Below are 13,453 nucleotides of genomic sequence, written 5' to 3'. Positions count from 1 at the left end.
AGCCGCAGGCCGAAATTATCGCCCGATCGCTCGAAATTCTGCAATTGAGCGCAGAACCGCCCGCTTTGTGTCGGCGGTAAATCACCCGGAAAAACCCGCAAAGCTTCCCATTGAAAGACGTGTCTGGGCGGATGTCGGCTGGGGCCAATTTACACGTTGGACCAAGAGCTTGCAACCTTAGGATGAAATTCGGGATTAAGTTTCAGATGGGCATTGAAAACAATAAAGCTTTGGCGTTCGAGGGAGCGCAAGGATTTGGTGCGGACACGACCGGGGGGCGTGGCGGAGAGGTTGTTAAGGTTACAAATTTGAATGACTCCGGTACGGGCTCGCTGCGGTGGGCCCTCGAGGACCTCGACGGGCCGCGGATCGTGGTGTTCGAAGTCGGTGGACAAATCGACCTCAAGGACGAGATTCAAATTAACGGCGATGTCACTTTGGCCGGGCAAACCGCGCCGGGTGGGATCACCGTCACCGGGGCACGGCTTCGGGTTGTCGAAAGCAATGTGATCATCCGCGGCATGAACGTGCGGCCGGGCGACTCGGACGACGGGCACGATCCGGACAACCGCGATGGTATTTCCGTCGGCAAGCGGGGGAATGTGGTCGAGAATGTCATCATTGACAGCAACTCGATCTCTTGGGCGATCGACGAGAACACAGCGACCTGGGGTGCCCCCAGCAATGTCACTTGGTCCAACAACATCATCGCCGAAGGTCTGGTGAATTCCTCGCACTCGAAGGGCGATCACAGCATGGGAATGCTGATCGGCGATGGCAGCACGAATATCAGCATCATCGGCAACCTGCTGGCCAGCAATGATCAGCGCAACGCGATCGTCAAAGACGCCTCCGAGAACATCGAATTCATCAACAACGTCGTCTACAACTACGGTCGGCAGGGGCTCGAGGTCTATGGCGGCAGCCTTCACGCCATCGGTAACGTGATGATTTCCGGGGAAGATTCAAACGGACGTGCGGCGATCCGGTTCAACACCGGTTCGGGCGACAACGCCTTCTATATTTCGAACAATATCTCTGAAATCGGTGGCAATGCGACCGGCAAGATCAAGAGCGGCCTCGTGTTCGATGCTGCGACAGAGGAGGTCTTGCCGACAAGCGAGGTTCTCGATTGGGTGCTGTCGCACGCCGGGGTGATGATCGGCGGTGAGCGCAGCAAGATCGACGCGCGGATCATCGACACGGTGCTGAAGGATATCGGCACACTCATTGACGCGCCAAAGGACGTCGGTGGTTATCTTGACCGTGTCACGTCCTTGGTGCTGCGCGACAGCGACGACGACGGCATCCCTGACGTCCATGAGGTGCTGCTGGGCTCCGACGTCACCAAGGCCGACGCGCAGGCCGATGCGGATGGGAACGGCATCGCCAATATCGAGGATTACATCAACGGGCTGCTCGATGGCTCTGGTGCCGCACCGACCGTCTCGGTCGACGTGAGTTACAGCCCGGAAGAGAGCACAGAGGATACCGGCGTCGGCGAGCAGACACAGAGCGCCAGTGGCAACAGCACGGGCTCTGCCGCGGCCTTCAGCATCGAGGCAGAGGACTTTGACCTTTCCGGGGGTTTCTCCACCGCCAGCTTGGGGCATGCTTCGGGACGCAGGGTCATCAGATCGCTGGACGAGGGGACGGCAACCACCACGTTCGACGGCGAGTCGGGCACCTACGACATGCGCATCGATTACTTCGATGAGAATGACGGGGTGTCCTACCTTGAGGTGCGTCTCAATGACGAAGTGCTCGACGCATGGTACTGGGACCAGAACCTTGGCAGTGCCTACGCCGATGCGAAGACACTCACTTACCGCATGATCAAGGATGTCGATATCGAAGCGGGCGACGAGATCATCTTCTATGGCAGCGGAGATCGCGGCAGCGAGCCGCTCCGCATCGACACGCTCGCCTTTACGCCAAGCGACGCAGTCTTCGCCTGATCGCTCGTCCCGGTCATGGCTGCTTCGGGCGGCGCTTTGTTGGCGTCGCCCGAGTTTGTCTGAATGGGCACTCTGCCGCAGCTATTACGTGCGGCCTCGCTTGTTCTGCTGCGCCAAGACCTTTCGGCATCGGCCTTAGCGATGCGGCCCTGAATCGCAGCGACGCTGCGAAAGCCATGGTCTTTCGGTCCTGCTTCGCCCTAGAAAAGCGGGTGAATTCCCGAGGAGGCCCCATGCATTACGGCGATACCCGCCCCGACATCCTGACGTTTGACCCGTTCAAAGCGATCATCGCGCCGCGTCCCATCGGCTGGATCGGCACGCGCAATGCCGAAGGTGTGCCGAACCTCGGGCCCTATTCCTTCTTCAACGCCATCGGCAACAGCCCGCATATGCTCTGCTTCACCTCGGACGGGCTGAAGCACTCGGTGATCAATGCGCGCGATCAGGGTGAGTTCACCTTCTCGCTGGCGACCGAGGCGCTGGCGCAGGAGATGAATATCTCCTCCGAAGCCATGCCCGACGGCGCCAATGAGTTCGAGAAGGCGGGGCTGACCCTCGGCACCAGCATCGAGATCAATGCGCCCTTCGTCGCCGAAAGCCCGGCGGCGCTGGAATGCGTGACGCTTTCGGTGACCGAACTCACCGACCGGACCGGCACGCCGATCAACCGCTTCATGGTCATCGGGCAAGTGGTGCAGACCCACATCCGCGACGAATACATCACCGGCGGGCGCTTCGACACGGTGAAGGCCCGGCCGATTTCGCGCATGGGCTATCGCGACTATGCCACCGTCACCGAGGCGTGGGAGCTTATCCGGCCCGACGACTGAGCCGGGGAAGGGGGGAGATGGTCGAGACTGGAAGCACGCTGCGCGACTGGCAGCCAGAACTGCGCACCCTGCGCTATTTCCTCTGCGTCGCGGAGGAAAAGAACATGACGCGCGCGTCCGAGCGGCTGCGCATCGCCCAGCCCGCGCTCAGCCGCCAGATCGCCCGGCTCGAAAGCGATCTGGGGCTCAAGGTCTTCAACCGCACGGCGCGGGGGATGGAACTGACCGAAGCGGGCGAGATCCTCCAGCGCCGCGCCTATGCGATCATGGCGCAGATCGCGCAGGCGCATCACGATGTCACCGCCCATGCCGATCGCCCGCAAGGGGTGGTCGTGGTCGGGATGCCTCCGACGCCGGGAGAGTTCATCACCCCGCCGCTGCTGTCGCGGGTCAAAGCCGAGTATCCCGAGATCGAGCTACGCTTCGTCGAGGGGTTCTCGAACGCGCTCGAGCACAAGCTTTCGCAAGGCGAGATCGGACTGGCGGTGATGCATGACGCGCCGCTGCAGGACGACATCGTCACCACGGAGCTTCTGGTCGAGCACCTCAATGTCGTCGGCCCCTGCGGCGCGCTCGACAAGGACAGCTATACGCTCGCCGAGGCCGCGGCGATGCCGCTGATCATGCCGAGCCGCCCCAACTTTCTGCGCATCCTCGTCGACAAGCACGCCGACGAGATCGGCGCCGAATTGAACATCGTGCAGCGGGTGGATGGGGTGTGGCACCTGAAATCCTTGGTCCGGCACGGCCATGGGTTCACCATCCTGACCTATGGCGGGGTGCTCTCGGAGGTGCAGAACGGCACGCTCGAGGCGCGGCCCATCGTAAAGCCGCAGATGGCATGGACGCTCTGCACCGCCACCAAGGCCGACCAGCGCGGCAAGAAGGCAATTCAGGTGGTCGAGGCTCTGGTGCGTGACATCGTCGGCGAACTTGTGGCGTCCGGCATCTGGCGCTGAGCAATACCTAAAAGGTATCGCGTCGATCATATTACAGTATTTGAATTATCTCTGGCGATCCCCGACTATCGCCTCAGACGGGCCCGGAGGAGGGTCCGCAACCTTGGGAGGACACATGTCTCTGAACGCATTCCTGCGGTCGTCGGCGCTTGCGCTCGCGACGGCAACCGGCCTTGCCAGCATGGCACAGGCGGACACCTACAAATGGATCACCTTCAAGCCGCAGGGCGCGGGCGACGCGCAGGCGATCACCACGCAGTGGCTCGTTGATCAGTTCGCCGAGCGCACCGGCGGCACGCACAGCATCGAGGTGTTCTGGGGCGGATCGGTCGCCAAGACCCGCGAGATCCCCGAGGCGCTGGCCGCGGGCGTCGGTGATTTCGGCGACATCATCACCCCCTATTTCCCCGATCTCATGCCGCTCAACAACGCGGTCGGCTTCTTCATCCCGCAGCCGATGAACACCCTCGAAGTGGGGCAGTTCATGGAAGAGATGCACGCCACCTATCCGCAGTTCAGCGAAGAGCTGGAAAGCCAGAACCTGCACGCCTTCGGCTTCCGTCCGCTCGAGGATTACGGCCTGCTCTGCACCAAGCCGGTAAAGAGCGCGGCGGACATGAAGGGCCTGCGTATCCGTTCTTATGGCTTTGCCTATCCCAAGCTGATCGAGGCGCTCGGCGCGTCGCCGGTGTCGATCGCCACCTCCGAGGCCTATGAGGCTCTGCAGCGCTCGATCATCGACTGCACCCCCATCGGCCCGGCGCTGGCGCGCGGTTGGAAGTACGACGAGGTTGCCAAATACTACATCGAGATCCCGCTGGGCGCCTCCTTTGGCCACCTGCTGGCGATGAACCTCGACAGCTACAACGGGATGGACGACGAGACCAAGGCTGTCATCGACCAGCTCGGCAAGGACTACCTCGTGGAATACGCCCGCGTGCTCGACGAAGACGCGGCGCGCGTGCGCGAGCTTTGGACAGGCGAGTTGGGCGTCGAGGTGATCCCCTTCCCGCAAGAAGAACTGCTGGGCGTTCTGGACGACGCTGGCGTGCAGGACGTGCGTCAGGAATGGATCGACAAGGCGAACGGCCTCGGCGTTCCGGCTGACGAGATCGCCAAGAGCTTCGACTTCGACACACCGTCCTGATCCGGACGTGACCGGTCCCGCGCCAAAGCGTACCCCCGGCGCGGGACCTCTCCCTCGAAAGAGTCCCGAAAGATGCAAACGCTAGAAACCCTGCGCCGTCGCTACGGCGCATTCCTGTCGCTATGCGGCCTCGCCTCGGGCGTGCTGATCTTCGCGGTCATGCTGCTCGTCGTGGCCAATGTGGTGATGCGCTACGTCTTCAACCAGCCGGTCACCGGCACGCTGGAGCTGACCGAAAGCGCGCTGCCGCTGATCATCTTCCTGTCGCTGGCGCTGACCCAGATGCATGGCGGCCACATCAAGGTGGTGCTGCTGACCCAGCGCCTGCCGCACGGCCTCGCGCGCGCTGCAAAGGTGCTGGCGATGCTGGCGGGCTTTGTGCTGTTCGCATGGGCCGCCTACGCGGGCTGGCTGATGGCGGCCAAGAGCTTCGCCATTGGCGAGCTTGAACGCGGCTCGATCCGCTTCCCGATCTGGCCGATCAAATTCGCGATCTGCTTTGGCCTTGGCCTGCTGGCGATCCAGTACTTGCTCGACGGGATCTGGGTGGCGCTTGGCGGAACTCTCGACGATGACTCTGATGAGGTGATGGAATGAGCTCGCTCCTGATTGGCGGGATTGGCGTGGCCGGACTGTTCGGCGGCATCCTGCTGGGCATCAACGTGATGGTGGTGCTGGGCCTCGTGGGCGCTTTCGGCCTTGCCTCGCTCGTCGGCTTCAAGGCCGCGACGGCGATCCTTGGCACCGTCTTCTTCGACACCACCCACAGCTTCCACTTCTCGGTCATCCCGCTGTTCCTGCTCATGGGCTTTTTCGCCATGCGCGCGGGCCTCGGCGAGGACCTTTTCGAGGCCACCACCAAATGGCTCGGCAACCTGCGCGGCGGTCTGGCGATCTCGACGACGCTTGGCGCTGCGGCCTTCGGCGCGGCCTCGGGCTCCTCGGTGGGCACGGCGACCGTCTTCACCAAGCTGGCGCTGCCGCAGATGCTTGACCGGGGCTACGACAAGAGCCTCGCCTCGGCCTCGATTGCCATCGCGGGCACATTGGCGGTGATGATCCCACCCTCGGCGCTGGTGGTGGTCTATGGCATCCTCACCGACAGTTCGATCGGCGCGCTGCTGATCGCGGGCTTCATCCCCGGCATCGTCTTCGCCATCGTGCTCTGCCTCGCAATCTGGCTGACCGTGCTGCGCAACCCGTCGCTGGCACCGCAAGAGAGCTACAGCTTCACCCTGCGCGAGAAATTCGCCTCGCTGAAGCTGGCCGGTCCGCTGGTGCTGATCATCCTGCTGATCGTGGTGGGCCTTTACGTCGGCATCTTCACCCCGACCGAGGCGGGCGGCATCGGCGCCTTTGCCACCTTCCTGCTGGCGATCATCCGGCACCGGGGGATCAAGGGCGTGGAGCTGCGCAAGACGCTGCTGGAAACGATCCAGACCTCGGCGATGATCTTCGGCATCCTGATCTGCGCGCTGGTCTTCTCGAAGTTCCTTGCGCTCTCGGGCGTCGCGAATGCGGTGGGCGGCTATCTGACCGGGCTCGACGTGAACCGCTGGGTGATCGTGCTGCTGGTCTCGCTGATCTACCTCGCGCTGGGGATGATGATGGACGCGCCCGCACTGCTCGCCATCACCCTGCCGATCACCCACCCGGTGATGATGAACCTCGGCTTCGATCCGATCTGGTTCGGCATCTTCGTGGTGCTGCTGGTCGAGATCGGCGCGGTGACGCCGCCGGTGGGGATCAACTGCTTCGTGGTGCAATCGGCCTCGAACGGGCGGGTGTCGCTGGAGCAGGTGTTCAAAGGGCTGCTGCCCTTCGTGCTGGCGGGCTTTGCGATGCTGGTGCTGCTGTGTCTGGTGCCGCAAATCGCGCTCTTCCTGCCGGAGACGATGCTATGAGCATGACCCTCGACAAACCCCTCGCGCTGTGCGGCGCGGGGGAGGGCGGCCGGGCGATCCTGCGCACCACGCTGACCTCTCCCTATGGGCGCAAGGTGCGGATGGCGGCGCAGGTGCTGGGGCTTTCGGACCGGATCGAACTGGTCGCCGCCGACACCCGCGACCCTGCCGACGACCTGCGCCAGCAGAATCCGCTGGGCAAGATGCCCTGCCTGATGACCGATGGCGAGACGCTCTACGACAGCCGGGTGATCCTCGAGTTCTTCGACACGCTCGCCGAGGGGCGCGGCCTCATCCCGCGTGAGGGGCGGGCGCGCTTTCATTGCCTGACCCGCGCGTGCCTTGCCGACGGCGTCACCGATGCGGCGCTGCTGATGGTCTACGAAGGGCGCTTCCGCAGCGCCGAGAAAATCTCGGAGGACTGGCTGGCGCATCAGCGTGGCAAGGTCGAGCGCGGGCTTTCGTCGCTCGCCGCCTTGCCGCCGGACCCGGCCCGTACCGACGCGGCGGCGATCTCGCTGGCCTGCGCGCTTGGCTACCTCGACTGGCGCGCGCCCGTCCTGTGGCGCGACCGTTGGCCCGAACTGGCGTCTTGGCTCGAGCGCTTCGCCGCCGCCGAACCCGCATTCAAGGCAACGGAGGCCCCGCAATGACCGATTGGCCGAAACAGCGCCTCGCGGCGCCCGATCCCGAAACCTACACCGACCGCCAGCGCGAGATCCACGAGGCCATCGCCTCAGGCCCGCGCGGCGGCGTGCGCGGGCCGCTCGCGGTCTGGCTGCACCGCCCCGAGCTGGCCGCCAAGGCGCAGGAGCTTGGGCGGTACTGCCGCTATGACAGCGCGCTGGAGCCACGGCTGAGCGAGCTGGCGATCCTCACCATGGCCCGTCACTGGAGCGCCGAATACGAGTGGTTCGCGCATAAGCCCCCGGCGCTCAAGGCCGGTCTCTCGCCCGATCTGGTCGAGGCGCTGCGCGCCGGCGCCGAGCCGCCCTACGGTGACGCCGAAGAGCGCGTGACCCACCTCGTCGCCGTCTCTGTGCTGACGACCAACAACGTGCCCGATGCGCTTTACGCCGAAGCCGAAGCGGTGCTCGGCACGCAGCGGCTCGTCGATCTGGTGGGGGTCATCGGCTACTACACGCTGATCTCTGCCACGCTCAACGTGTTCCGCATCTCCCCGCCCCAAGACGCGCCGAAGGAGCTGACATGAACGACGCCCCGATCACTTGGAACCCGGACCGCAGCGCCCCGACGCTGACCCTGCCCAAGGGCGCCACCGACTGCCATGTGCATGTCTTCGGTCCCACCTCCCGTTTTCCCTATGCGCCCGAGAGCGGCTTCAAGCCCGGCGATGCGCCCAAGGAAGAGCTTTTCGCGCTGCATGACATGCTGGGGATCGACCGCTGCGTGATCGTCCAGTCCGGCTGTCACGGCCATGACAATTCGGTGGTGGCCGACGCCATGGCAGCGCGACCGGGGCGGTACCTCGGCATTGCGCTGGCCTCGCCCGAGATCACCGATGCGCAGATCGCCGAGATGCACGCGGAGGGCTTTCGCGGCGTGCGCTTCAACTACATGTCTCATCTCGCGCCCGGCGCCACCCACGACCAGTTGCGCGCGCTGGCACCGCGGCTGGCGCAGCACGGCTGGCAGCTGCTGATCCATATGGAGGCAACGCTGATCGCCGAGCTTGCGCAAGTGCTGGCCGACCTGCCGTGCCCAGTGGTGATTGACCACATGGGCCGCATCGACGCCAGCCTCGGGATGGATCAGGCACCGTTTCAGGATCTCATCCGGCTGGGCGAGAACGAGCATATCTGGCTCAAGGTGTCGGGATCCGAGCGCTGCTCGGTTCAGGAACCGCCCTATGCTGACGCAACGCCCTTTGCCGCCAGACTGGTCGCGCTCTACCCCGAGCGCACCATCTGGGGCACCGACTGGCCGCATCCGAACTTCCGCGCCGCACCGCCGGACGATGGCGTGCTGGTCGATACGCTGAAGGTGATCGCCCCGACGGCGGATGCGCTCCAGCGTCTGCTCGTGGACAACCCCGCACGGCTCTACGACTTCGGAGACCTCGCATGACCCGGCGGCTCGAAGGCAAGGTCGCCATCATCACCGGCGCGGGCTGTGTCGGGCCGGGCTGGGGCAATGGCCGCGCCGCCTGCGTGCGCTTTGCCGAGGAGGGCGCAAAGATCTTCGCCGTCGATCTGCGCGCCGACACGATGGAAGAGACCCTGAGCCGCACCCGCGATGCGGGCGGTGAAGTGGAACCCTACCTCTGCGACGTCACCGACCGCGCCAGCGTCGAGGCCATGGTGGCGGCCTGCATCGCGCGCTTTGGCAGGGTCGACATTCTGGTCAACAACGTCGGCGGCTCGTTCAAGGGCGGCGCGGCGCAGCTTTCCGAGGACGACTGGGATCGGCAGATGGATTTCAACCTGAAGTCCGTCTTCCTGACCTGCAAATCGGTGCTGCCGCATATGGAGGCGCAGGGCTCAGGCGCGATCGTCAACACCTCTTCGACCTCGGGCACCCGTTGGACCGGTGCGGCGCAGGTGGCCTATGCCTCGTCGAAGGCGGCGGTGATCCAGTTCGGCAAGGTCACGGCGGTGGAATACGCGCCCAAGGGCGTGCGGGTGAACACGGTGGTGCCGGGGCAGTTGCACACGCCGATGGTCGAGGCGCGGCTGGCCGGCCAGCGCGCGGGCGGCGATGTGGACGCGCTGCTGGCGCAGCGGCTGGCGCGGATCCCGATGGGCTGGATGGGCGACGGGCGCGACACGGCGAATGCGGCGCTCTTCCTCGCCTCCGACGAGGCGCGCTTTGTCACCGGCACCGAGATCGTCGTCGACGGCGGCATGTCGGTGCGCTGCGACTGACGGTTTCCACGCACAAGCCAAGCGGCGCGTCACAAGCACGGCGGCCCTTTGGCGGGCTGAGCGAAGACGAAGCTTGAGCAGGGCCGGGACCGGAAGTCTCGGCCCCAACTCGGGCGCGCCCGCGCTCATATTCATCCCGTGGCATGGGAAAATGTGATACAAACCCCGGTGTGGGGTTCTTGGTGCTTCCTTTGAGAAAATGTCTTGGGGAGGAAACATTCAATGCCAATATTCTTTAATCAAATATACACCTTATCCAGTCGCGCCGCGCTCACGCTCAGCGCGGCCGCGCTCGGTCTGGGGGCCTTGGGCGCCGCCGCGCAGGAGTATTCCACCGAGCAGGCGGACACCGAAGTGGTGCTCGCGCCCGACGCCTTCTCGCCCTACGCCGGGCGCAACTTCCCGCAGATGCCGCTCTGGGGGGACTCGCACCTGCACACGATGGTTTCGGTCGACGCGGGCACCATGACGCGGCTGTCGCAGGAAGATGCCTATCGCTTCGCGCGCGGTGAGGAGGTGACCACCACCCACGGGCTGCGGGCCAAGCTGTCGCGTCCGCTCGACTGGCTGGTGATCTCCGACCACGCCGAGATGTACGGGCTGATGCCGCAGCTTCTGTCGGGCGATGCGCAGGTGCTCGCCACCGAGCAGGGGCGGCTTTGGCACGAGGCGCTGACCGCCGGGGATGCGCAGAAAGCCTTCGACACCGCGATGGAGATCGTCGCCTCGCTGTCGGGGGAAGAGCCGCCGATCGACAATCCCAAGGCCATCAAGCACGCGTGGGAGAATTACACCGCGCTCGCCGACCGCTACAACGAGCCGGGCGTCTTCTCGGCGATCATTGGCTATGAATACACCACCGAGGGCGCCAACAACCTGCACCGCAACGTGCTGTTCCGCGACGATGCGGCGCGCGCGAACCAGACCCGGCCCTTCTCGCAATATGACAGCAAGAACCCCGAAGACCTCTGGAACTATCTCGCCGACTATGAGGCACGCAGCGGCGCCGAGGTGCTGGCCATCCCGCACAATGGCAACCTGTCGAACGGGCGGATGTTCTCGATGAATGCCTATGACGGCTCGGCCCTGACCGAAGAGATCGCGCAGATGCGCGCGCGGTTCGAGCCGCTTTACGAGCCGACCCAGATCAAGGGCGACGGCGAGGCGCATCCTTTCCTCAGCCCGGATGACGAGTTCGCCGATCACGATACTTGGGACGCCTCGAACCTCAATGGCACCGAGGTGAAGACGCCCGACATGCTCGCCGGGGAATACGCCCGCGAGGCGCTCAAGCGCGGGCTTGCCATCGAGCGCGACCTAGGGGTGAACCCGTTCAAGTTCGGCATGGTCGGCGCCACGGACTCGCACACCGGCATGGCCACGGCGCAGGAGGACAACTTCTTTGGCAAGCATTCGGGCGTCGAGCCCGAGCCGCACCGCTGGGAGCATGTGGTGATCGAAGCGCCCGATCCCTCGCTGACCATCTACGGCTGGAAGCAGGCGGCGGGCGGCCTCGGCGCGGTCTGGGCCTCCGAGAACACCCGCGCCGCGATCTTCGACGCGATGATGCGCAAAGAGACCTATGCGACCACCGGTTCGCGCATGACGGTGCGCTTCTTCGGCGGCTACGACTTTTCCGAGGCCGACACGATCAGCCGCCTTCCGGCGGACGCGGGCTATGCCAAGGGCGTGCCCATGGGCGGCGATCTCGGGTCTGCTCCGGATGGCGCCGCGCCCAGCTTTCTGATGGCTGCGCTGAAGGATCCGCTGTCGGGCAACCTTGACCGCATTCAGGTGGTGAAAGGCTGGATCGACGCCGAAGGCGAGACCCATGAAAAGGTCTTCGACGTGGTCTGGTCGGGTGACCGGGCGCCGGACGAAAACGGCAAGTTGCCGGATGTGGGCAATACGGTCGATGTGGCCAACGCGAGCTGGACCAACACCATCGGCGCGCCCGAGTTGATCGGCGTCTGGCAGGATCCAGAGTTCGATGCGGCGTTGCCTGCCTTCTACTACGCGCGGGTGATCGAGATCCCGACGCCGCGCTGGACCGCTTATGAGGCGAAACGCTTTGGCGTCGAGATGCCCGAAGAGGTGCCGATGATCACCACCGAGCGCGCCTATACCTCGCCGATCTGGTACGCGCCGGGCTGATCGCGCTTTTGGAGCGGGCGGCCAAAGGGTCGCCCGTTCTGGGATCGGCGGAAGGTCGGCTCAGGAGGCCAGCGGCTCGGCCTCGATGCCCAGTTCCCTCAGCGCTTCATGTACCGATATTCCGCTGTTCAGCGCGTGTTTGGCGACGCGCGCCGCGCTCTCATAGCCGATCTGCGGCACCAGCGAGGTCGCGACGGCGAGGCTGTTCTCCAGCAGGCCGCGGCAGCGCGCTTCGTCGGCTTCGATGCCCACCACGCAGCGGTCGGTCAGGCAGGCCATGGCGCGCTTGAGGATACGGATCGACTGCAGAATGTTGAGGATCGCCACCGGCTCCATCGCGTTGAGCTGCAGCTGTCCCGCCTCGGCAGCCATGGTCACGGTCAGATCGTTGCCGATCACCTGATAGGCCACCTGATTGACCACCTCGGGGATCACCGGGTTTACCTTGCCCGGCATGATCGACGAGCCGGCCTGCACCGCGGGCAGGCGGATCTCGCCAAACCCCGAGCGCGGGCCCGAACTGAGCAGACGAAGGTCGTTGCAGATTTTCGAGAGTTTCACCGCCACCCGCTTGAGGATGCCAGAGAAGGCCACGAAGCCGCCGAGGTCCGACGAGGCTTCGACCAGATCGCGCGCCTGCCGCAGCGGCAGCCCCGAGACCCGGCGCAACTCTTCCACCGCCACGGCGGCATAGCCCAAGGGCGCGTTGACCCCGGTGCCGATGGCAGTGCCGCCGAGGTTCACTTCCATCAGCAGGTCCGACACGTCGCGCAGCCGCTCGATATCTTCCTCGATAGTGTTGGCGAAAGAGCGGAATTCCTGTCCGAGTGTCATCGGCACCGCGTCCTGCAACTGGGTGCGGCCCAGCTTGGGGATGGCGTCGAACTCTTCGGCCTTGGCGGCGAAGGCGTCGCACAGGCGCTGATGCTCGACCGAGAGCCCCTCGAGCCGCTGTAGCACCGCAAGGCGAAGCGCGGTGGGGTAGGCGTCATTGGTGGACTGCGACTTGTTCACGTCGTCATTGGGGTGCAGTTGCGCGTAGCTGCCCGGCGGATGGCCCATGTGGCGCAGGCCGAGGTTGGCGATCACCTCATTGGCGTTCATGTTGGTCGAAGTGCCCGCGCCGCCCTGCATCATATCGACGATGAAATGCTCGTGGTGCTCGCCCGCCAGAAGCGCGTCGCAGGCGACGTCGATGGCATGGGTCTTCTCGGCGCTCAGCACGCCCAGACGGTGGTTCGCCGCCGCCGCCGCTTTCTTGACCATGGCAAGGCTGCGCACAAGCTCGGGGAACTCGGAAACCGGCACATCCGAGATCCGGAAGTTGTCATAGGCGCGCATGGTGTGAATGCCGTAGAGCGCATCGTCGGGCACCTCATAGTGGCCCAGTGAATCGAATTCGGTTCGCATCGTCTTCCCTCCCGGTGACTTCGCGGCGGCGTTTACCGCGCCGGGATGCGGTGGCAACGTGCAATCTCTATGGTAGCGGCGAAGGTGACGCTGGTTGACGCGACCCCGGGCATGGTCCGCGTCAGGCGGCTCTGCCGGGGCATCTGGCCCGGCGCCGGAAAATTCGAGAGACAGGCCCGCGGCCGCCGCGCCGCGCAACGCGA

The 13,453-nt window shown here is 64.8% G+C and carries 12 protein-coding genes; 11 read left to right on the top strand and 1 reads right to left on the bottom strand.

Annotated elements, in window-relative coordinates:
* Window positions 1–308: 308 nt before the first annotated feature.
* From G0A00_RS12695 to G0A00_RS12645, 11 genes are all read left to right on the top strand, one after another.
* Window positions 309–1,958 carry a hypothetical protein gene (locus G0A00_RS12695; RefSeq protein WP_164181345.1) on the top strand — a complete coding sequence of 550 codons (1,650 nt, stop codon included), beginning with the start codon at window positions 309–311 and terminating at the stop codon, window positions 1,956–1,958.
* A gap of 233 nt (window positions 1,959–2,191) precedes the next feature.
* The gene (locus tag G0A00_RS12690; RefSeq protein WP_164181347.1) at window positions 2,192–2,791 is read left to right on the top strand and encodes a flavin reductase family protein; all 600 of its coding nucleotides are present in this window, start codon (window positions 2,192–2,194) and stop codon (window positions 2,789–2,791) included.
* Between the two features lie 17 nt (window positions 2,792–2,808).
* Window positions 2,809–3,750 carry a LysR family transcriptional regulator gene (locus G0A00_RS12685; protein ID WP_164181349.1) on the top strand — a complete coding sequence of 314 codons (942 nt, stop codon included), beginning with the start codon at window positions 2,809–2,811 and terminating at the stop codon, window positions 3,748–3,750.
* A 115-nt stretch (window positions 3,751–3,865) separates the two neighbouring features.
* Window positions 3,866–4,897, top strand: a complete 1,032-nt coding sequence (locus G0A00_RS12680) for a C4-dicarboxylate TRAP transporter substrate-binding protein (RefSeq protein ID WP_164181350.1) — start codon at window positions 3,866–3,868, stop codon at window positions 4,895–4,897.
* Window positions 4,898–4,969: 72 nt separating this feature from the next.
* Window positions 4,970–5,494, top strand: a complete 525-nt coding sequence (locus G0A00_RS12675; protein ID WP_066107245.1) for a TRAP transporter small permease subunit — start codon at window positions 4,970–4,972, stop codon at window positions 5,492–5,494.
* On the top strand, window positions 5,491–6,801 hold the full coding sequence (locus G0A00_RS12670) for a TRAP transporter large permease (RefSeq protein WP_066107242.1): 1,311 nt from the start codon (window positions 5,491–5,493) through the stop codon (window positions 6,799–6,801). The genes G0A00_RS12675 and G0A00_RS12670 overlap by 4 nt, the downstream gene beginning before the upstream one ends.
* On the top strand, window positions 6,798–7,454 hold the full coding sequence (locus tag G0A00_RS12665; protein WP_235953029.1) for a glutathione S-transferase N-terminal domain-containing protein: 657 nt from the start codon (window positions 6,798–6,800) through the stop codon (window positions 7,452–7,454). The genes G0A00_RS12670 and G0A00_RS12665 overlap by 4 nt, the downstream gene beginning before the upstream one ends.
* Entirely contained in the window at window positions 7,451–8,014 is a 564-nt protein-coding gene (locus G0A00_RS12660; RefSeq protein ID WP_164181352.1) for a carboxymuconolactone decarboxylase family protein, read from the top strand. Before G0A00_RS12665 ends, G0A00_RS12660 begins: the two co-directional genes overlap by 4 nt.
* Window positions 8,011–8,889 (top strand): amidohydrolase, encoded by an 879-nt coding sequence (locus G0A00_RS12655; RefSeq protein ID WP_164181354.1) that lies wholly within the window; start codon window positions 8,011–8,013, stop codon window positions 8,887–8,889. Before G0A00_RS12660 ends, G0A00_RS12655 begins: the two co-directional genes overlap by 4 nt.
* On the top strand, window positions 8,886–9,686 hold the full coding sequence (locus tag G0A00_RS12650; RefSeq protein WP_164181356.1) for an SDR family NAD(P)-dependent oxidoreductase: 801 nt from the start codon (window positions 8,886–8,888) through the stop codon (window positions 9,684–9,686). The genes G0A00_RS12655 and G0A00_RS12650 overlap by 4 nt, the downstream gene beginning before the upstream one ends.
* Before the next feature lie 222 nt (window positions 9,687–9,908).
* Window positions 9,909–11,840: a DUF3604 domain-containing protein gene (locus G0A00_RS12645; RefSeq protein ID WP_164181358.1), complete on the top strand. Its 1,932-nt coding sequence runs from the start codon at window positions 9,909–9,911 to the stop codon at window positions 11,838–11,840.
* Window positions 11,841–11,900: 60 nt separating this feature from the next.
* Here G0A00_RS12645 and G0A00_RS12640 read toward each other — a convergent pair whose 3' ends face one another.
* Window positions 11,901–13,250, bottom strand: a complete 1,350-nt coding sequence (locus G0A00_RS12640; protein WP_164181360.1) for an aspartate ammonia-lyase — start codon at window positions 13,248–13,250, stop codon at window positions 11,901–11,903.
* Window positions 13,251–13,453: the final 203 nt, after the last annotated feature.

It is taken from the genome of Salipiger sp. PrR002, from assembly GCF_010500775.1.
Lineage (GTDB): Bacteria > Pseudomonadota > Alphaproteobacteria > Rhodobacterales > Rhodobacteraceae > Salipiger.
The sequence above is the reverse complement of the archived record's forward strand: the minus strand, read 5'-3'. Positions and strand labels throughout refer to the sequence as shown.

Excerpts from the sequence above, each read along its gene's own strand:
- G0A00_RS12655 (WP_164181354.1), top strand. The coding sequence starts at position 8,011 with ATGAACGACGCCCCGATCACTTGGAACCCGGACCGCAGCGCCCCGACG.
- G0A00_RS12685 (WP_164181349.1), top strand. The coding sequence starts at position 2,809 with ATGGTCGAGACTGGAAGCACGCTGCGCGACTGGCAGCCAGAACTGCGC.
- G0A00_RS12690 (WP_164181347.1), top strand. The coding sequence starts at position 2,192 with ATGCATTACGGCGATACCCGCCCCGACATCCTGACGTTTGACCCGTTC.
- G0A00_RS12640 (WP_164181360.1), bottom strand. The coding sequence starts at position 13,250 with ATGCGAACCGAATTCGATTCACTGGGCCACTATGAGGTGCCCGACGAT.
- G0A00_RS12660 (WP_164181352.1), top strand. The coding sequence starts at position 7,451 with ATGACCGATTGGCCGAAACAGCGCCTCGCGGCGCCCGATCCCGAAACC.
- G0A00_RS12675 (WP_066107245.1), top strand. The coding sequence starts at position 4,970 with ATGCAAACGCTAGAAACCCTGCGCCGTCGCTACGGCGCATTCCTGTCG.
- G0A00_RS12645 (WP_164181358.1), top strand. The coding sequence starts at position 9,909 with ATGCCAATATTCTTTAATCAAATATACACCTTATCCAGTCGCGCCGCG.
- G0A00_RS12650 (WP_164181356.1), top strand. The coding sequence starts at position 8,886 with ATGACCCGGCGGCTCGAAGGCAAGGTCGCCATCATCACCGGCGCGGGC.
- G0A00_RS12665 (WP_235953029.1), top strand. The coding sequence starts at position 6,798 with ATGAGCATGACCCTCGACAAACCCCTCGCGCTGTGCGGCGCGGGGGAG.
- G0A00_RS12670 (WP_066107242.1), top strand. The coding sequence starts at position 5,491 with ATGAGCTCGCTCCTGATTGGCGGGATTGGCGTGGCCGGACTGTTCGGC.
- G0A00_RS12680 (WP_164181350.1), top strand. The coding sequence starts at position 3,866 with ATGTCTCTGAACGCATTCCTGCGGTCGTCGGCGCTTGCGCTCGCGACG.